The sequence below is a fragment of the Agromyces sp. Y558 genome (assembly GCF_059445415.1).
Genome location: NZ_JCAIUH010000002.1, coordinates 193,073 through 212,093 on the forward strand (window position 1 = coordinate 193,073; position 19,021 = coordinate 212,093).

15 protein-coding genes are annotated in these 19,021 nt (G+C 67.9%); 8 read left to right on the forward strand and 7 right to left on the reverse strand.

The window, feature by feature from the left end; genetic code table 11:
• Positions 1-48: 48 nt before the first annotated feature.
• Positions 49-2,649, reverse strand: a complete 2,601-nt coding sequence (locus tag AC1C2T_RS12725; RefSeq protein ID WP_495385554.1) for a penicillin acylase family protein — start codon at positions 2,647-2,649, stop codon at positions 49-51.
• Positions 2,650-2,817: 168 nt separating this feature from the next.
• Positions 2,818-3,771, reverse strand: a complete 954-nt coding sequence (gene dapD / locus AC1C2T_RS12730; protein WP_495360628.1) for a 2,3,4,5-tetrahydropyridine-2,6-dicarboxylate N-succinyltransferase — start codon at positions 3,769-3,771, stop codon at positions 2,818-2,820.
• Positions 3,772-3,873: 102 nt separating this feature from the next.
• Here dapD and dapE point away from each other — a divergent pair, with 102 nt between their 5' ends.
• From dapE to AC1C2T_RS12745, 3 genes are all read left to right on the forward strand, one after another.
• Entirely contained in the window at positions 3,874-4,974 is a 1,101-nt protein-coding gene (gene dapE / locus AC1C2T_RS12735) for a succinyl-diaminopimelate desuccinylase (RefSeq protein ID WP_495385555.1), read from the forward strand.
• Between the two features lie 25 nt (positions 4,975-4,999).
• Positions 5,000-6,232, forward strand: coding sequence for a hypothetical protein (locus AC1C2T_RS12740; protein ID WP_495385556.1), 1,233 nt, complete (start codon positions 5,000-5,002; stop codon positions 6,230-6,232).
• Between the two features lie 140 nt (positions 6,233-6,372).
• On the forward strand, positions 6,373-6,546 hold the full coding sequence (locus tag AC1C2T_RS12745) for a DUF3117 domain-containing protein (protein WP_495353471.1): 174 nt from the start codon (positions 6,373-6,375) through the stop codon (positions 6,544-6,546).
• Between the two features lie 63 nt (positions 6,547-6,609).
• On the opposite strand, the gene AC1C2T_RS12750 is transcribed toward AC1C2T_RS12745, so the two are convergent.
• Together AC1C2T_RS12750 and AC1C2T_RS12755 are read right to left on the reverse strand one after the other, a co-directional pair.
• Positions 6,610-7,650 (reverse strand): zinc-binding dehydrogenase, encoded by a 1,041-nt coding sequence (locus tag AC1C2T_RS12750; RefSeq protein WP_495385557.1) that lies wholly within the window; start codon positions 7,648-7,650, stop codon positions 6,610-6,612.
• A gap of 50 nt (positions 7,651-7,700) precedes the next feature.
• Complete coding sequence (locus tag AC1C2T_RS12755; RefSeq protein ID WP_495360623.1) at positions 7,701-8,333, reverse strand: O-methyltransferase; 633 nt, start codon at positions 8,331-8,333, stop codon at positions 7,701-7,703.
• A 92-nt stretch (positions 8,334-8,425) separates the two neighbouring features.
• Between AC1C2T_RS12755 and AC1C2T_RS12760 the strand changes: the two genes are divergently transcribed.
• Positions 8,426-8,818: a sec-independent translocase gene (locus AC1C2T_RS12760; protein WP_495385558.1), complete on the forward strand. Its 393-nt coding sequence runs from the start codon at positions 8,426-8,428 to the stop codon at positions 8,816-8,818.
• Positions 8,819-8,860: 42 nt separating this feature from the next.
• On the opposite strand, the gene AC1C2T_RS12765 is transcribed toward AC1C2T_RS12760, so the two are convergent.
• The gene (locus AC1C2T_RS12765) at positions 8,861-10,411 is read right to left on the reverse strand and encodes a succinic semialdehyde dehydrogenase (RefSeq protein ID WP_495385559.1); all 1,551 of its coding nucleotides are present in this window, start codon (positions 10,409-10,411) and stop codon (positions 8,861-8,863) included.
• Between the two features lie 55 nt (positions 10,412-10,466).
• Between AC1C2T_RS12765 and AC1C2T_RS12770 the strand changes: the two genes are divergently transcribed.
• Both AC1C2T_RS12770 and AC1C2T_RS12775 read left to right on the forward strand, forming a co-directional pair.
• A complete protein-coding gene (locus AC1C2T_RS12770) occupies positions 10,467-11,843 on the forward strand; it encodes an MFS transporter (RefSeq protein WP_495385560.1) in 1,377 nt (458 codons plus the stop codon).
• A complete protein-coding gene (locus tag AC1C2T_RS12775) occupies positions 11,840-13,405 on the forward strand; it encodes a pyridoxal phosphate-dependent decarboxylase family protein (RefSeq protein WP_495385561.1) in 1,566 nt (521 codons plus the stop codon). Before AC1C2T_RS12770 ends, AC1C2T_RS12775 begins: the two co-directional genes overlap by 4 nt.
• A 14-nt stretch (positions 13,406-13,419) precedes the next feature.
• Here the strand turns inward: AC1C2T_RS12775 and AC1C2T_RS12780 are convergent, their stop codons facing one another.
• Positions 13,420-13,797 (reverse strand): hypothetical protein, encoded by a 378-nt coding sequence (locus AC1C2T_RS12780; RefSeq protein ID WP_495360618.1) that lies wholly within the window; start codon positions 13,795-13,797, stop codon positions 13,420-13,422.
• Between the two features lie 393 nt (positions 13,798-14,190).
• Between AC1C2T_RS12780 and AC1C2T_RS12785 the strand changes: the two genes are divergently transcribed.
• A complete protein-coding gene (locus AC1C2T_RS12785) occupies positions 14,191-15,756 on the forward strand; it encodes an ABC transporter substrate-binding protein (RefSeq protein ID WP_495385562.1) in 1,566 nt (521 codons plus the stop codon).
• 106 nt (positions 15,757-15,862) lie between these two features.
• On the opposite strand, the gene AC1C2T_RS12790 is transcribed toward AC1C2T_RS12785, so the two are convergent.
• Positions 15,863-16,753 (reverse strand): serine hydrolase, encoded by an 891-nt coding sequence (locus AC1C2T_RS12790; protein WP_495385563.1) that lies wholly within the window; start codon positions 16,751-16,753, stop codon positions 15,863-15,865.
• 464 nt (positions 16,754-17,217) lie between these two features.
• Between AC1C2T_RS12790 and AC1C2T_RS12795 the strand changes: the two genes are divergently transcribed.
• Positions 17,218-18,795, forward strand: a complete 1,578-nt coding sequence (locus tag AC1C2T_RS12795) for an ABC transporter substrate-binding protein (RefSeq protein WP_495385564.1) — start codon at positions 17,218-17,220, stop codon at positions 18,793-18,795.
• The last annotated feature ends 226 nt before the right edge of the window (positions 18,796-19,021 follow it).

Consider the following 19,021-nt stretch of genomic DNA (forward strand, 5'->3'; position numbering starts at 1 on the left):
CTTCGGCGGGCTCGATACGTCTCGCTGTTCGGCGGGCGGTTCGCCGTCTCAGCCGCCCGGCGTCAGCGTCAGGGTGTCGCGGGCGCTCACTTTCACGGCGTCGGCGGTGAACGCCCAGTCGCGAAGCTCGCCGTGCTGCCAGAGCGGGGCCTGGTCGGCGTAGTTCGCGTGGAAGGCATGACCTGACGCGCCCGTGAGGTTGATCCAGCGAGACGCATCGCGGTCGTCGAGGTCGACGACCATGCGCATCGATGGCACCCAGTCGACGCCGTAGCCGACGCTCGCGTCCCAGCCGATCGCGTTGACGATCGCCGAGCCGCCGCCGAGTTCGTAGGGGCCGCGGTTGAAGAGCCACTCGATCGGGGCGATGCCCGACTCGCCGAAACTCTGGCTGGTGAGCGTCAGGGTGTGCAAGCGGCCCCAGCGCCAGGTGTCGGAGTTGGATCCCATGCGGTTCGCCGACTCGCGCCAAGCCGCGCCGAGCGCGTGCGCGATCATCGCGTCACGGCCGCTGACGTCTTGGTCCTCGTCCGTCCACCAGGTCGAATCCGGTTCGTCGAGGAGGGTGCCCACGACGTCGAACCACCGGTCGCCGCCCTGGGGTCGAGTCGCCTCGGGAAGGTCGCCGAACATGTCGTCGAGCAGGGTGCGCCAGAAGACTGCGAAATAGGCGGCCTGCGCACTGTCGGCGTCCGCCGTGCCATCCCAGCCGCGGAGGAGGTCGGCTCCGTGCCCGGCATCGCCGATGAGGTCGAGCGACGCGATCACCGGGAGGAACGCCTCGGCATTCGCGTCACTCGTGTCGAGTTGGATCTCGGCGAGCGAGTCGACGGTGAGTTTCTCTCCGGAGTCGATCTGCTCCGTGAGGAGGCGGTCGATGCCGGCGGCGCGGTAGCCGTAGTCCCAGTCCTTCGTGAGCATCGGCCCGTCGGGGCCGGCTGCGGCGTTGTTGGCCGTGACGATGTAGCCCGCGGCGGGATTCAGTTCCGACGGGAGTTCGTCGAAGGGGATGGTTCCCGCCCACCCGTTGGCACTTGTCCAACCGGGCAGGGGCATTGTGCCGTCGCCCGACTTTCGCACCGGGACGCTGCCCGGTGCCTGGTAGCCGATGTTGCCGGCGATGTCGGCGTAGACGAGGTTCTGCGCCGGCACGTCGAAGAGTGCCGCGGCCGCTCGGAACGCATTCCAGTCGCGCGCGCGGTCGAGCGCGAAGATCGCACCGGCCGTCTTGCCTGCTGTCAGCGCGGTCCACTGCAACGAGACCGCGTACTGCCCATCGGCCTGGCCCGATGCTGCCGGGAACTCACTCGCGAGCGTGCTGAAGTCCTCGCCGATGTCGGTGACGATCGGTCCGCGTGCGGTGGATCGTACGGTGATCGTGACGGGATCGCCGCCCGCAACCTCGATCGTCTCCTCGCGGAGTTCGAGTGGTATGAGGGCGCCGTCGAGCTCGTACGCGTCGCCGTCGACGCGCTCGAGATAGAGGTCGGCGACGTCGGGTCCGAGGTTGGTGAACCCCCACGCGATGCTGTCGTTCTGCCCGATGATGATGCCGGGCAGGCCCGAGAAGGAGTACCCCGCGACGTCGAACCCGCACTCGTCGGTGATCGCGACGCAGTGCAGGCCCATCTGCGTCCAGATGGAGGGCATGGCGGGGCCGAGGTGCGGATCGTTGGCGAGCAGGGGCAGCCCGGATTCGGTCAGAGCGCCGGAGACGACCCACGAGTTCGAACCGAGGTCGCCGCCCTCGGGCCCGAGCATCTCGGGCACTCCGTCGATCGCCGCACTGAGGCTCGTGAGTGCAGCAGCGTAGTCGGCGTCGAGCCCGGATGCCGCCGGAGCATCCGTCTCGCTCGACTCGCCCTCGCTCGACTCGCCCTCGGCCTCGGCCAGCGGTCTGACCGAGAGCGCTGCCGGCGCCGCGGCGGGTGGCGGGCCCATGATCGTCGGCATCTGCCCCCAGGCGAAGTCGGGATGGAGCCGTGCCACCTCTTCGGGCGGGAGCACTGTCGACAGGAGGGCTCGATCGATCTCGTCGCCGAGGTTCGAGCGGAGGTCCCACGCCATCGCCTTCAGCCACGCGATCGAGTCGACGCCCGACCATGGTTCGGGGGAGTAGCCGGGCCGCTGCAGACCGAGCACGGCGTACTCGAGGGAGAGGTCGGCGCCGCTGCGCTCGGCGAGGTAGGCGTTCACGCCCTCGGCGTAGGCGTCGTAGTACGCCTTCGACACCTCGTCGAGCAAGCCGTACTCCTGCTCGGCGATGCCACGCCAATCGAGGGTGCGGATGAATGCATCGGTGCCGACCTGCGACTCGCCGAACAGCTCGGCGAGACGGCCCGCGGTGACGTGGCGGCGGAAGTCCATCTCCCAGAACCGGTCTTGGGCATGTACATACCCCTGGGCGAAGAAGAGGTCGTGGTCTGTTTCGGCGTAGAGCTGCGGGATGCCGGCATCGTCGCGGTATACGGTGGCCTCCGCGGTGAGGCCCGGAACCTCGATGCGACCACTCGTCGTCGGGAACGATCGCTGCACCGTCCACCAGCCGACCCCGGCCGCCACGACGGTGAGCACGAGCACGGTGACGAGCAGGCCGATGAGGAAGCTCACTCCCCGATGCCGGCGGGTTCTCGGTGCGTCGGTACCCACGCCACTCCTTCGTGATGCGCAAGACGAGGGGCCGCCACATGGCGGCCCGAGTCACCAACTGTAGCCGAGACGGCGCGCGTTGCGGCGGGTCGTTGCAGGGCTGTGATGTGTGCTGACCCCAGTGGGTTGAGGAGCGAGCGCAGCGAGCGATCGAAACCTCGCCGGCCGCTAGGCGTGCAGTGATGCGTTCAGCAGTATGCCCTCGCCGGTGCGGGAGATGGCCTCGACCTGACCGTTCAGCGAGTTGCGACGGAAGAGGAGGTTGGGTACCCCCGAGAGCACGACGGCCTTCACGGTGCTGGGTCGCTCGCCCGCCCCGCCGAGCAGCACGACCTTGGTGCCCGCGGTCACGTAGAGGCCGGCCTCGACGACGCTGTCGTCGCCGATCGAGATGCCGATGCCGGAATTCGCTCCGAGCAGCGCACGTTCGCCGATCCTGACACGCTGGGTGCCACCGCCGGAGAGGGTGCCCATGATCGACGCGCCGCCGCCGATGTCGGAGCCGTCGCCGACGACGACGCCCTGGGAGATGCGGCCCTCGACCATCGAGGTGCCGAGCGTGCCGGCGTTGAAGTTCACGAAGCCCTCGTGCATGACCGTGGTGCCGGGAGCGAGGTGCGCGCCGAGGCGCACCCGAGCGGCATCCGCGATCCGCACCCGGTCGGGAGTGACGTAATCCAGCAGGCGCGGGAACTTGTCGAGGCCCGTCGCCTGGATGCCGGCGCGCTGCAGGGCGGGCCGCAAACGGTCGAAGTCCTTCGGATGCACCGGGCCCGCGTTCGTCCAGACGACTGCGGGCAGGTGCGCGAAAATGCCGTCGAGGTTCACGGTGTTCGGTGCGGCGAGCAGGTGCGAGAGCACGTGGAGGCGGAGGTAGGCGTCGGTGGTGCCGGCGGGCGGAGCGTCGAGATCGATCGTGACGTCGACGGCCTCGATGGTGACGCCACGGCGTTCGTCGGCTCCGGCGAGCGCGACGTGCTCGGCTGAGAGCGGGGTGGCGGTGTCGCCGCCGAGGGACGGTGCCGGGAACCAGGCGTCGAGCACGGTGCCATCGCCCGCGACCGTGATGAGTGCAGCCCCCCGGGCGATGCGGGGCGGGTTGGAGTCGTCGTTCGCGGGCATGCGTCCAGCGTATCGGCCCCGTTCTCTGAGCCGGCGGCAGGGGACGTGTCGCGCAACGTGCGCTTCGACGAGCGCAGCGAGCGCGACCGTAGAATCGAGGGCATGCCTCCCGTGCCGACCGTGCCGCCGCTCGACCTGTCAGCCGATTCCGTCGCCATCACTCGCGCGATCTGCGACGTGCCGAGCGTGTCGGGCGATGAGTCGCTGCTCGCCGACCTCGTCGAGCAGGCGCTCGCCGGGGCATCCCACCTCGAGATCATCCGCTCAGGCAACACCGTCGTCGCGCGGACGGACCTCGGCCGAGAACGGCGGGTTGCGATCGCCGGGCATCTCGACACCGTGCCGATCAACGACAATCTGCCGACGCGGTTCGAGACGATCGACGGCGTCGAGTACCTCTGGGGCCGCGGCACGGTCGACATGAAGGCCGGGGTCGCCGTGCAGCTGAAGCTCGCACTCGAGCTCGCCTCGCCCGTCGTCGACCTCACCTGGCTCTGGTACGACAACGAAGAGGTGGCTGCCGACCTCAACGGGCTCGGCCTACTGGCCGGCACCCGACCCGACCTCCTCGAGGCCGACTTCGCCATCCTCGGCGAACCCTCCAACGGCCAGGTCGAGGGCGGATGCAACGGCACCCTCCGTGCGGAGGTGCGCACAACCGGGCTGCGGGCGCACTCGGCGCGCAGCTGGGTCGGCGAGAACGCGATCCACAAGCTCGCTCCGGCGCTCACTCGCCTCGCCGAGTACCAGGCCGAGACCGTCGAGGTCGACGGCCTCGCGTACCGGGAAGGGCTGAACGCTGTGCTCGTCGCGGGCGGCATCGCGGGCAACGTGATCCCCGACGACGCCGTACTCACCGTCAACTACCGCTTCGCGCCGAGCCGCAGCGTCGCCGAGGCATCCGATTTCGTGCGCGAGTTCTTCGCCGGCTTCGACGTCGCGATCGTCGACAGCGCAGCAGGCGCACGACCCGGACTCGACGACCCGCTCGCGCAACAGTTCGTGCGCGCCGTCGGCGCCGAGGCGCACCCCAAATACGGCTGGACGGATGTCGCGCGCTTCAGCGCCCTCGGTATCCCGGCGGTGAACTTCGGCCCCGGCGACCCGCTCAAGGCGCACGCCGACGACGAGCGGGTCGAGGTGTCGCAGATCCGGCACACCGAGCTCGCGCTCCGAGCCTGGCTGACCGGCACGACCGCCTGAGCGGCACGATCCGAACGAGGCACGCATGAACACGTCGTCGGCCGCGATCCGCGAACCCGACCCGTTCCGCGTGACGCGATGGTCACCTCGCGTGCGTTGGCGAATCGCGCCCTGGTGGGCGAAAGTCGCGCTCATCTACCTCGGCGCGCGCGCGATCACGACGGTGATGGTGCTCGTCATGGCGAGCGTGCAGGGGGCGAACCCGTGGACCGGGGCGAAACCCGGCTACTTCGAGTACGCCAACCTCTGGGATGCCAGGTGGTACCAGATCATCTGGCTCGGCGGCTATCCGCAGGAGCTCCCGCTCACCGAGACGGGGCACGTCGCCGAGAACGCGTGGGCGTTCCTCCCCGTCTACCCGCTGCTCGTGGGAGTCGTGACCTGGTTCGGGGTGCCGTGGAATGCGGCATCCGCCATCATCGCCCTGCTCGCCGGACTCGGTGCCGCCCTCGTCGTGCACCGACTGATGTCGCGCTTCATGGAGCCCGACCGGGCGCTCTTCGCGGTCGTGCTCTTCTCGGTGGCACCGGCGTCGCCGATCATGCAGTTCGGTTACGCCGAATCCCTCGGCCTCCTGTGGCTCGCCCTCGCGCTGCTCCTGCTCGTCGATCGACGCTACGGATGGCTCGTGCCCGTGATCACCGTGTGGGCGTTCACGCGCCCCGGGGCGCTCGCGTTCGCGCTCACCCTCGGACTGCACTGGCTGTGGCGGTGGTTCTCACGCAAGAGCGACCCGTTCCCGATGCGGGAACGTGTGCTCGCGGCATCCGTCGCCGTGTTCACGGGGCTCATCGGCCTCGCATGGCCGGGCATCGTCTGGGTCGTGACCGGTGACCTGCACGGGTACACCGCCACCGAGCTCGCCTGGCGATCGGCCTACATCGGCTACCAGGAACTCGTGCCGTTCACAGCCTGGTTCCAGTCGGGCGACTGGTGGCTGGGCCAGCCGTTCGGAACGATCGCGGTGGCTGCGCTCATCATCGGGTTCGCGCTCGTGCTGCTTCTGCCGGCGGTGCGGCGGCTCGGCATCGACCTCCGGCTGTGGCTGGCGAGTTACGCGCTGTACCTCCTCGCGGTATTCTTCCCGCAATCGAGCACCTTCCGCATCCTGGCCCCGATGTTCCCCCTCGTGGGCGCGTTGGCGCAGCCGCGAGCCGGTTGGTACCGCTGGGGCGTGGTAGCGCTTTCCCTCATATTGCAACTGGGCTGGCTGCTCATCGCATGGGGGATTGACGGCCGCGACTGGACGCCGCCCTGATCGGAGCATGAATCCGCTGCCTCGACCTCACCCTCGAGCTGTCGAATCGGTTCAACCGGGTTGTCCACAAACTCGCGGCGATTTCCCAGCACCGCCTGTAATGGCCGATAATGGAAGCTCAGCCACGAAAGGGGAGCTCAATGGCGGCCATGAAGCCACGCACCGGAGACGGGCCAATGGAGGCTGTGAAGGAGGGTCGGCTCATCATCGTTCGAGTTCCGCTCGAAGGTGGAGGCCGCCTCGTCGTCTCGGTGAACGATGCTGAGGCCAAGGAGCTGCACGACGTCCTCGGTGGCGTCGTGAAGCCCGCCTGAGTCAACATCACTCCTCGAGTCGAGCCCCGAGTCACCTCGGGGCTCGAGTCGTTCTAACGACCGTCAGACGAGCACCACTTTGCCCGTGGTCCGGCGCTCCTCCAGCTCGCGGTGGGCTCGCGCGGCTTCGGCGAGCGGTACCCGGTGGGTCACCACCTGCCACGTGCCCGCGGCTGCAAGCGCGAGTGCACGCTTCTGATACGGGCGCATGTCGCCGGGTCGGGGCGCGCCGGGGCCGACCGCTGGGCGCACGTCGATGCCGGCGGCCGCGGCCCGGTCGGAGTCGGCGAACGGGTTCGCCGCCCCTGATGCCCAGCCGTAGACGACGAGCCGACCGCCAGAGGTGAGTAGCGACGCGGCCGCGGACCCGAGTTCGCCACCGACGGCGTCGAAGACGACGGTGGCTCCCACTTTGCCGGCCGCGGAATGCGCCGCATCGTCATCGTCGGCAGCAATGCCGAGTGCGGTTCTGGCCGTCGGCAGCCAATCGGCATGCCGGTAGTCGACGACGTTCAGGCGTGCCCCGGCATCGGGGGCGAGCGACTCGACGACCCGCACCTTCGCGTCACCACCGACGAGTGCCAGCGCGCGCGCGCCCGCGTCGAGGGCTGCCTGCACGAAGAGCGATCCGAGGCCGCCGGCCGCAGCCGTCACGACCACGATGTCATCGTGGCGGAGCGCGGCGATCTCGAGCGTGTACACCGCCATGCGACCGGTTCCGATCATCGCGACCGCATCCGCCTCGTCGAGTCCGAGGGGAATCGGATGCAGCGCCTCGACCGGCGCGACGGCCAGGCGTGCGTACCCGCCGCCATCGGGCGTTGCGCCGAGATGTGCGGCGACGCGCCGCCCGATCCACGCCGGGTCGACCCCCTCGCCGATCTCGATGACAGTGCCGCCCACTTCGCGGCCAGGAATCGTCGGCAACGTCGGCAGCCCGAGCGGGCCGCCGCTCTCGCCCCGGCGCAGCGTGGTGTCGAGCAGATGCACACCGTGAGCGCGCACCGAGATCATGACTCGGTCGGGGCCGGGTGCGGGGTCGGGAACCTGTTCGAGGACGAGGTTCTCTGGCGGGCCGAACGAGTGCAGGCGAATTGCTTCCATTCGGTGAGTCTCCAACTTCAACCTCTGTTGAGGTCAAGTCGGACCGCGTGTCAGGCGCCGAGCTTCACGATCTGCAGCAGGCCGTCGCCGGCCGGCGAGATGGCCGTCGCGACGGCAGTCGAGGTCGCGAGTTCCGCGACAAGCGTGCGATAGGCGCTCGCCGACTCGTCGCGGCGTGCCGGGTCGGCGACTCGACCCTTCCAGAGCGCGCGAGCCACGAGCACGATGCCGCCGGGCTTGGCGAGGCGCAGTCCGTGCTCGGCGTACTCGATGACCGACGGCGCGTCGGCGTCGATGAAGACGATGTCGTACGAGCTCTCGTTCATGCGCGGCAGCACCTCGCCCGCGCGCCCGGCTATCAGCCGAACGCGAGCGGCCGCGATGCCGGCATCGGCGAAGTGCTGGCGGGCATGCTGCTGATACTCGGTCTCGGTGTCGATCGAGGTCAGCAGTGCCCGGCGCGCAGTCTGGAGCATCCACAGCCCCGAGACGCCGACGCCGGTGCCGACCTCGATGATCGACTGGGCGCGTGAGGCGGCAGCGAGCACGGCGAGTTGCGCGCCCACAGCGGGCGAGACCGGTTCGATGCCGAGCTCGAGTGACTGTTGGCGCGCCTTGGCGATCGACTCGGGCACGGCGACCGAGTCGTCGACGTACTTCCAGTTCAGGTCGTGATCGGACACGTGGCGGCTCCCGGGATGACTCTTCCAGCCCCTAAGCCTAGAGCGCGGGCGACACGGTCTCTGCACGCCTCGCCGCCGACTATCCTGTAGGGGTGTTCGGTCTGACGTTCGAGAAGCTCCTCATCATCGGGGTGATCGCCGTCTTCCTGCTCGGGCCCGAGCGGCTGCCGCACTATGCGGCCCAACTCGGTCGTCTCGTGCGATCGTTGCGCGACATGGCCAACGGCGCGAAAGACCGCATGCGCGACGAGATGGGCACCGACTTCGACGACGTCGACTGGAAGAAGCTCGACCCGCGCCAGTACGATCCGCGCCGCATCATCCGTGAGGCGCTGACCGACGCCGACCCCTTCGCCGACGAGAAGGCGGCACCTGTGGTGGCTCGCGCATCAGTCGATGAGAACTCCCCACACCTGCAGCGCGGGCGGAAGCGCGAACCGCTCGGCGCCGACGAGACGGCACCGTTCGACTCCGAAGCGACTTGATCCGGCTGTTCTCCGGGCCGGGGTCGGCAGCAGCGTTCCGCCTCAGCGCAACCGCAGCGTCTTCATGGCCTGCGCCAGCAGGAGGAGGAGCGGCACCTGCTGCTTGTACTCGCCCGCCGAGCGCGGCAGTTGCAGGAGTCCGGTCGTCGACGAGATCGTGACCGGCTCGACGAATCGGAGCAGGCCCATCTCGCCGTTTCGCCGGCCGAGGCCGGACTGCTTGACACCGCCCATCGGCGCGGCCACCGAGGCGAACGACCCGCGATAGCCCTCGTTGATGTTGACGCTGCCGGCCTGGAGGGCGTCGGCGACGCGTCGGGCCCGTCGGGCCGAAGCGGTGAAGACGGCAGCGTTCAGGCCGTAGTCGCTCGTGTTCGCCGCGAGCACGGCCTCTTCGTCGCTGCCGACGAGGTAGAGCGAGGCGATCGCACCGAAGGTCTCCTCGGCGTAGACGTGCATCTCGGGGGTGACGCCGGTGAGCACAGTCGGTTCGAAGAACCACGGTCCGATGTCGGGCCGGTGGTTGCCGCCGACGAGCACGGTCGCGCCCTTCGCGACGGCGTCGTCGAGGTGGGCTCGCACTCGAGCGAGCTGTGCGGCGCTCGCGAGCGATCCGAAGTCGGCGTCGAAGCCCAGGCCGGAGCCGAGCTTCGCGCGGCGGAGCCAGTCGACGAGCGCGCGCTGGAACGCACCGGCGACCTTCTGGTGCACGTAGATGCGCTCGACCGACACGCAGACCTGGCCCATCGCGGAGAATGCGGCGTGTGCGGCATTCACCGCGGCCGTCGCCGGGTCGACGTCGTCGAGCACGAGGAGGGCGTTCTTACCGCCGAGCTCGAGCGAAGCGCCGACGAGCCGCCGGCCGGCCTTCTCTGCGATGGTGCGGCCGGTCGCGGTCGAGCCGGTGAAGCAGATGTAGTCCGCGACATCCGTCAGTGCTTCGCCCACTTCGGCCGCGGGGCCGGTGACGACCGCCCACAGCGCTGCAGGCACGCCCGCGTCGATGAACGCGCGGCGCAGCGCGAGAATCGAGAGCGCACCCTGGTCGTCGGCCTTCTGCACGACACCGCAGCCGGCCGCGAGAGCGGGCACGACGTCCATGGCGGCGAGGCTCAGCGCGAAGTTCCACGGGGTGATGACGCCGACGACGCCCTTGGGAGCGAACCTCACACGGGTGGTCGCGACGGTCGGGAGCCCCGAGCGCACCCGTCGGCCGCCGAGCACTCGGTGTGCGGCGAGCGCGTTGTACCGGGTGACCGAGACTGCGGCGAAGATCTCTTCGAAAGCCTGACCGCGGGTCTTGCCGCTCTCGAGCTGGATGAGGTCGACAAGCAGATCCCGACGCTCGAGGATGAGGTCGTGTGCGCGCAGCAGCACGCGTCGGCGTTCGGCGAAACCGGCTCGGGACCAGGCGAGCTGCGCGAGACGAGCGCGAGCGACGGAGTCGAGCACGTCGTCGGCGCTCGAGCGCGGCAGCTCGTGCAGCGTCTCGCCGGTCGAGGGTGTCGGCACGGGGATGGTCTCGGAGCCGGAGGCGACGACATCGTCGGTGAGGCTCTCGAACAGTTCAGGGGAGGCCGTGGGGGCGCGCATGGGCACAGTCTAGGACAAGTGACCCACTTCGACGTCGGGTGAGTACACTGCCTCCATGGCCGCAATGGAGCGAAGTATTTCCCGCGGTGTCGTGACCCGCTACGCGATCGGTTCCATCGGCACCGGTGGCTTCGCGACGCTGCCCGGGCTCGTGCTCGTGTACTACCTGACCGACACGCTCGGCGTGACCGCGCTCATCGCCGGTCTCGTCGTCACCGCCGCGAAGGTGTGGGACGTCGTGATCGACCCGTGGATCGGCGAACGCAGCGACCGTGCGCTCGCCCGCACGGGCACCCGGCGCACATGGATGGTGGTCGGCGCTCTCGCTCTTCCCATCGGGTTCGTCGCGACCTTCGCGGTTCCGGCGGGGCTCGCGCCCGCGGCATCCGGCATCTGGGTCTTCGTCGCCTTCCTCGCGACGGCCACGGCGTTCAGCCTCTTCCAGGTGCCCTACATCGCGCTGCCCGCCGAGCTCACCGCCGACTACGACGCACGCACACGGCTGCTGACGTGGCGAGTCGTAGTGCTGACGATCGCGATCCTGTTCTTCGGAGCGGGCGGACCCGAACTCCGGGCCGCGTTCGCTGACGAGCACACCGGCTACCTCGTGATGGCACTCGTCGCCGGTCTCGTGATCGCGGCGGGCATGTTCGTCGCGACGTCAACGGCGGCGAAGGGCATCGCTTCCACGGATGCCCCGCCGGGGCGCGACATCCGCGCCGGCTACGCCGAGGGCCTCGCAGCACTGCGTCGAAGTGCGGCGTTCCGCACCCTGCTCGCCGCGTTCGTACTTCAGGGGCTCGCAACGGGACTCATGCTCGCAGGAGCCCAGTTCGTGGCGACCTGGGTGCTCCGCGACGAGCGCGCCGTGACCCTGCTCTTCGTCGCGCTCATCGCACCGGCCGCGTTGTGCGCCCCGGTCTGGCAGGCGGTCGCGGCGCGCGTCGGCAAGGAGCGCGGGTTCGTGTTCGCGAGCGCACTCTTCGGCCTCGCCGCGCTGACCCTCGTCGGCATGATCTGGGCACCGGGCGCCTGGGTGTACCTCCCGGTCGCGCTCGCGGGTGCCGGCTATGCGGGCATGCAGTCGTTGCCGATGGCCATGCTGCCCGACGTCATCTCGCACGACGCCCGCACGCACGGCGTCGGGCGCGCCGGCAGCTTCGGCGGAGTCTGGACTGCCGGGGAGACCGCCGGCATGGCGCTCGGCGCGACGGTGCTCACCATCGTGCTCGCGATCACGGGGTACGTCGAATCGACCGGTTCGCAGGCGGTCACGCAATCGCCGGCGGCCGTCGTCGGCATCGCGATCAGCTTCAGTGTGATCCCCGCACTGCTCGTCGCGGCGAGCCTCGTCGCGATTCGTCGATATCCGCTCAGACGCGGCGACATCCAAGCGGATGCCGCGGCGGCGAACGAAACGGTGGTGGCATGATGCTCGGCTTCAGGCGCGAGGCATCCGATATCCTCGTCGAACTCGAGGCGCTGCGCGCCGCCGATGCGCCGACTCACGGGGGCCGCGTGCTCTCGTACGTCTACGACTCGGGATTGCCGGAGCTCGACGAGCTCGCGGCCCGCGCCGCTCGTCTCGTGCAACCCGTGAACGGCCTCGACCCGACGACGTTCACCTCGGTCGCCGTGATGGAGTCGGGTCTCGTCGGCTTCGCCCGGCGAGTGTTGGGCGGCGCCGGTGACGACGACATCGTCGGTTCGGTCACCTCGGGCGGCACCGAGAGTTGCCTGCTCGCGGTGAAGTCGGCACGTGACGCGTGGCGAGAGGCCCGCGCGGGTTCCCCGCGGGTGCCGCGCATCGTCGCGCCGGTCACCGTGCACGCGGCCTTCCACAAGGCCGCTGAGTACTTCGGCCTCGAGCTCGACCTGGTGCCCGTCGATCCCGACACGGGTGCGGTCTCCGTGGCCGCGCTCGAGGAACGCCTGGGCGACGACGTCGCGCTCGTCGTGGTGAGCGCGCCCTCGTATCCGTTCGCAGGCCTCGACCCCGTGGTCGATGTCGCGGCGATCGCGGCGAGGCGGGGCATCGCACTGCACGTCGACGCCTGCATCGGCGGGTTCGCGCTCGCCTTCTGGCCCGAATCACTGCCGGCGTGGGACTTGCGGGTGCCGGGCGTCACGAGTATCTCGGCCGACCTGCACAAGTACGGCTATGCGCCGAAGGGCGTCTCGGTGCTGCTCACGCGTGGGCGCGACCGCCAGCGCCACCAGTACTTCGCGACCACGGCCTGGCCCGGATACCCCGTCGTCAACCCGACACTCACGGGCTCGAAGCCCGCCGGTCCGCTCGCAGCGGCGTGGGCGATCACCGAGGCGCTCGGCGAAGACGGCTTCACGTCGCTCGTCGCGCGCACCGCGCGCGCGACGGATGCGCTCCGCGCAGTCGTCGACGGCATCGAGGGTTTGCGGGTGGTGGGCGCGCCGACCGGGCCGCTCTTCGCCGTCGCGACCGACGAGAGCGTGCCGGCCTCGCGCCGGGTCGATCCGCATCACTGGGCGGATGCCGCGCGTGCCGAGGGCTGGCACCTGCAACTGCAGCCCGGTCTCACTCAGGCCGACGGCACTCGCCTGCCGCACACCACGCACCTCACGGTGACGCCGGTGACGGAGGCCGTCGTGCCCGATCTCTCGGCCGTGCTGGTCGCCGCGGCCGACGCGGTGCGCGGCGAGCCGGCCGTCGACGGCGCCGTGCTCCTGGCCGGGCTCGCGGAGTCGTTGCCGGGTGGCATCGGCGCGCTCGCCGCGGCATCCGCTGGTCTCGACTCGGAGAGCGCGGCGGCGCTGCTGCGCGCGTTCGGCCTGCTGGGCGGTGGTAGCGGCGGCGGCGCTGCGGCCGGCGACACCCTGCCGTCTGGTGCCGAGGGTGCGCTGCCCGACCGGCTCGCCCCCGTGCTCGCACTCGTCGGTGCGCTGCCGCCGAAGTTGACCGAGCGCTTGCTGGTGGAGCTACTCGCACGCGTCGTGGAGCCTGCTGCCGCTTCCTGACGTCGGTCAGTCGATCACAGGTCGAGGATGAACGCTCGCTCGCCGGTCAGGGGGCGGAGCCGGTCGTCGGTCGGGAACGGCAACTCGTAGTGAAGCGCGGGCGCATCGATGGCGCCGAAGTCGTCTTTCTTCAGCTTGAGCACCGCCGAGGAGACCTCGGTGATGCGCACACGAAGCCATCGGCCGTCGTCGAGGCGCAGTTCGTAGAGATCGGCGAGATAGCCGATGCCCGTCGACTCGAGCGTCTCCTCGGCGCTCAGCCAGTCGATCGCGTCGGTCAGTGGCCGACCGAGTAGGTCGATGACGACGAAGCCCTCGCCCTCGGGGCGCATCCACCCGAGCAGTTCACCGTCGCCGCGGCGATGCTCGATCCAGTCGGCAGGTACTGCCACGATTCTCCAATCGTCGTGATGCTGAGCGTCTGGGCGCGAACGCACCGAGTCGTGTTCATCCTCCAGCATCGGCGACGCTCTCGCTTCGTCGGGCTCGCAGTGAACTTCGTGACCGGCGCCGCAGCGACCTGAGGGCTTGTGGAGCACGCGGGTCGCGCGCTCGAGGAGTAGGAGGAGAACCCTGCTCACGGTGAGGGGACGCAAAGTTGCGTAGCGTAACGAGAGTAAGGTTCGAATGCGAAAGCTCATATTCTACTGCCACGGGAGTTTCACGTGATGATGATACGAGACGTATCCTTTGAGAAAGTTTCTCAGATTCCATTGAAATGTAGAGCGCGGACGGATAGCGTAAGGGCTGATTTGCTCAGGTAACGAAGGAAGAATAGGTCAGCAATGAAGCGAACTCCCCGAGTGCTCATGTCGGTCCTTGCGGCGACGGGACTTGCGGTCACGATGGTGGCATGCGCCGGTGGCGGCGAAAATGGTGGTGAGGGCGGCGGCGAAACGCTGGTCGTCGAGACGAACTTCAGCCTGCAATCCATCGACCCGGCTCGTCAGTTCGAGTTCACGGGAATCACGATCGACAAGGCGATCTATCAAACCGCGCTGAGATTCATCGATGGCGATCTCTCGGAGCCGAGTGACGGCCTCTGCTCGTACGAGATATCGGATGACAACCTTGTCACGACACTGCACTGCGATGACATCGATGCGACGTTCTCGAACGGCGACCCGGTGACGGTGGACGACATCGTCTTCTCATACCAGCGGTTGCAGGGCGTCAACGGAAATCCCTCGTTCTATCTCGACGGGGTCACCGTCGAGAAGGTCGACGACGGCACGATCGCGCTGACCAGCGAGATTCCGAATCCGGCTCTCCCGTTCATCCTTCCGAACCCGAACCTCGGTGTGGTCAGCGCGAAAGAGGTGCAGGCCAACGGGGGGAGCACCGACGCCTCCGACGACGCCGAGCAGTTCCTCAACAACAACTCGCAAGGGTCTGGACCGTACAAGGTCGAGAGCTACGACGCCGAGAACAGTGTCGTGCTCGCGTACAACGAGCACTACACGGGCCCCGAGCCGGCGTATAAGCGCGTCGTGATCAACAACGTCACCGCCGACACCCAGCTCACCGACATCCAGTCGGGGCAGGCCCATGTCGTGCTCGATCTGAGTCCCGATCAGGTGGCGAACCTTCCCGAGGGGGCCGCCCAGATCGCCTCGCTCCCCTCGACGAAGAGCATCTACATCGCCGCCAACGACAACCCCGACGTCGGCGGCATCACCGCGAACGAGGATTTCCGTGCCGCGGTGCGCTACGCAATCGACTACGACAAGATCCTCGAATTCTCGGGTGAGGGTGCGCAGCGGATGGCGAGCGTGATCCCGAATGAGTTCCTCGGTGCCCGCCCCGCAAGCGAAGCGCCCGAGCGTGACCTTGAGAAGGCGAAAGCGCTGCTGGAGCAGGCGGGATACACCGGCGAAGCCGTGCCCTTCAGCTATGCGACCGACAAGAGCGTCAACGGCGTGAACCTGGCCCTGATCGCGGAATCGCTCCAGGCGCAGCTCAAGGAAGCCGGCATCAACCTCGAATTGAACCCGTCGCCCTCCGCTACGACCCTCGAGCGAGCGCGTGCGGGAAAACAGGAGATGGGCATCGGCAACTGGGGCGCCGACTTCCCGGACCCCACGAACTACCTGGTCTTCGCGCCGGGCGGATCATCTGCCGAAAACGCAGGCTGGGTCACCGATGACGCCGTGACCGCTCTCTTCACCGAGGCCGCAGCGGCCTCAGGAGATGCACGCGGTGCCGCGTACGAAACCGCGTTCGCCGCGGCCACCGAGGCCGGACCGTTCATTCCGCTCGTTCAGCCCGTGCAGACCGTCGTGTTCAGCAATGACATCACCGAGTACGTGTCGAACGCTGACGTGCCGTTCGACTTCGCGCTCGCGAAGTAGGTCGAACCTCGCGTACGCATGAGACCCCCGGTCCGAAGGAATTCGCTTCGGTTCGGGGGTCTCCTGTGTGGTGAATGCGCGCGGGCCTCGCAAGCCGCGGTCGAACTCAGCCGTGCGCCTCCTCGAGCAGGGCATTCGTGATCGCGGTGATCACCGTGGCACCCTGCGGTACGGTATAGCCCCGGGTGCACACGGCCAAACACAGCGTCTCGCCTTCGCGTTCGATGAACGCGAAGTCGTGCTTGATGCCATCAACGCTGCCGCCCTTGCCGCCCGTGTAGATCGTCTCGCCACGGCGGTCGGCCTGCGACAGTGCGACAGCGCTGATGACCGGCCCCTCACGATCGTGCAGCAGCTGCATCGCGTACGCCGTCCATTCCTCATCGAGGAGATCTCCACGCACGAGGGCGGCCATGAGACGGGTCAGCCCGATCGCCGACACCGTGTTCGTATACCCGGCGGCCTCGGCGGCCTCATCGGCATATGGGCGGCCGAGCCCGCACTCTGGAGCACCCGCGGCCTGGAACACCGCAGCGATCCGTTCGGGGCCGAGCTCTTCGAAGCAGATATTCGTCGCGCAGTTCGCGCTGACGGTGGTCATCCGGTTGAGCACCAGGGCGCGCGAGACGGTGTCCCCGGGCTCACCGAGGCCGGCGTCGTAGTAGCCGTCGACCATGGTGAAGCGGTCCGCCCCGGGAATCAGGCTCGCGAACTCTCGTGTGACGGTCTTCTCGTCATCGAGGCTCCACCGGCCGTGCTGGATCTCGAGCAGCTCGGCGATGAGCACACCGACCTTGACGGTCGAGGCCGAGTAGTAGATCCGTTCGGCATCGTAGAGGCGCAGGGGCGTTCCGTCGCTCTTGATGAGCGCGTACGAGATCATCGGCAACCCGTCCGACTGCTCGGCGAGCACGCCGCCGTGCACGGGATCGAGCGGCAGATCGTAGGTTTCGGTGGGTTCGGCACTCACCGTGTCTTCGTTGTCCGTAGCTTCCATCGTTTCCTCCCGTGGTCGGCGCCGAAGCACTGTCGCGGCTGTCGCGCGCAAGAGTGACAAGTTACGTCGCGTAAAGACTATTGATTCTTCATGAACTGGGATCGACAGCTTCGATGCAGTGTATGCCGATTCCGCGACGCCGCCGATGCAGCGGGTCGATGTTACGCGACGCATGGTGGGTATGGAAGGTGCGCAAGAGCGGAAGCGAGCACCAGAATGTCTTGCTCCGAGGGTCAACGATCCTGTGACTTGTGCAAGTTCCGTGCCGCAACCCCGAATGGCCACGTGCTAGATTGCTGAAAATTCACGGTGGAGACAGGCAGCGAGCCGTGCCGTGATACGAATCAGATTTCGTGGTGATGACCGAAGAGTTACGTCTTCGGAAAGCGTCAAGTCCAGGGAAATGTCGGACCACGCGGTGACGTTCAATCCGACGTCACGGCAGCAGAGAAAGAGAACACGCGATGAAGCGAATTCCGAAAGTATTGGTCTCGGTCGCCGTGACCGCGGGGCTCGCGGCCTCAATGGTCGCGTGCAGCGGCGAGGGAGGCAACTCCGGCGGCAATGATGCGAGCGGCACCATCGTCGGTGAAACGACCTTCGACTTGATGACGATTGATCCTGCGCGTCAGTTCGAGTTCACCGGCTCCATTCTCGACAACGAGCTGTACGAGACGGCGCTGGTGTTTCCCGATGGTGATCTGACGAACCCGAGCGACGGACTGTGCTCGTACGAGATCTCAGACGACAGCACGGTGACCACGCTGCACTGCGACGATATGTATTCGAAGTTCTCCAATGGTGACCCGGTGACGGTGGACGACATCGTGTTCTCCTACCAGCGCCTCCAAGGGGTGCAGGGAAACCCCGCGTTCTACCTTGACGGTGTGACCGTGGCGAAGGCCGACGACAACACTGTGACGCTGACGAGCGAGACTCCGAACCCGGCGATCCCGTTCATTCTGCCGAACTCGAACATGGGCATTTTGAACTCGAAGGTGGTCAAGGAGAATGGCGGCACCATCGACGAATCCGACGAGGCTGAGCAGTTCTTGAACACCGATTCGCAGGGGTCGGGGCCGTACAAGGTGGAGAGCTACGACGCGAACAGCCAGGTCGTGCTCACCTACAACGAGCACTACACCGGACCCGTACCCGCGTTCAAGCGCGTTGTGCTCAAGAACGTCGCCAAGGACACGCAGCTGTCGGATGTGCAGTCGGGGCAGGCGAACGTGGTCTTCGATCTGAGCCGGGATCAGCTCTCGAGCATCGCCGACAGCGATGCTCAGGTGTCGTCGCAGCCGTCGACGAAGAGCATCTATCTCTTCTCGAACGATAACCCCGAGGTGAACGAGTTCACCTCGAACGAGGACTTCCGCGACGCGATTCGGTACTCGATCGATTACGACAAGGTGCTCGAATTGGCGGGTGAGGGGTCGCAGCGGCTCGCGAGCATCGTGCCGAACGAGTTCCTCGGCAAGGTGCCCGCCGACGAAGCGCCGGCGCGTGACCTCGAGAAGGCGAAGGCGGCGCTCGCGAAGACCGACTACAACGGCGAGCCGATTCCGTTCCACTACGCCAGTGACCAGAGCATCAACGGCGTGAATGTCGCGCTCCTTGCCGAATCGCTGCAGGCGCAGCTGAAGGATGCGGGTATCGTGCTCGAGCTCATGCCGGCACCGGGTGCGACGCAACTCGACGGCTACCGTTCAGGCACGCAGCCGATGGGCATCGGAAACTGGGGAGCGGACTTCCCGGATCCCACCAATTACCTGGTATTCACCCCCGCGGGTGAGGGTGTGGCTCAGCGCGCGGGCTGGCTGCCCGAAGCCTCGCCGACGCTGACTCCGCTCATTGAAGCGGCCGCGAAGACCTCGGGGGCTGACCGTGGACCCGCCTACGAGGAACTGTACCGCGAGGCCACACGGGTCGGCCCGTTCATCCCGTTGGTTCAGCCCGTTGCGACCGTCGTGGTGAGCAAGAACATCACCGACTTCGTGTCGAATGCCGATGTGAGCTTCGAGTTCGCACTCGCGAAGTAGCGGTGGTCGCAACGGAGGCCCGCCCCGTTCGGGGAGCCCTGTAGGCGCGCCGGGGCGGGGAATGCTCGTGGGGTTCCCCGGCCCCTTGGCGCGCTCGGCGCACCCGTCGCGCCGAGCGGTTTTCCGGGGGTGAATCTCGCTGACGGGAGCCGCGGGATCCGGGTGATCCGGCTCGTCGCACCCCCGCCCGCACCTTGCTTTGCGTATCGTATAGGCCTCGAACATT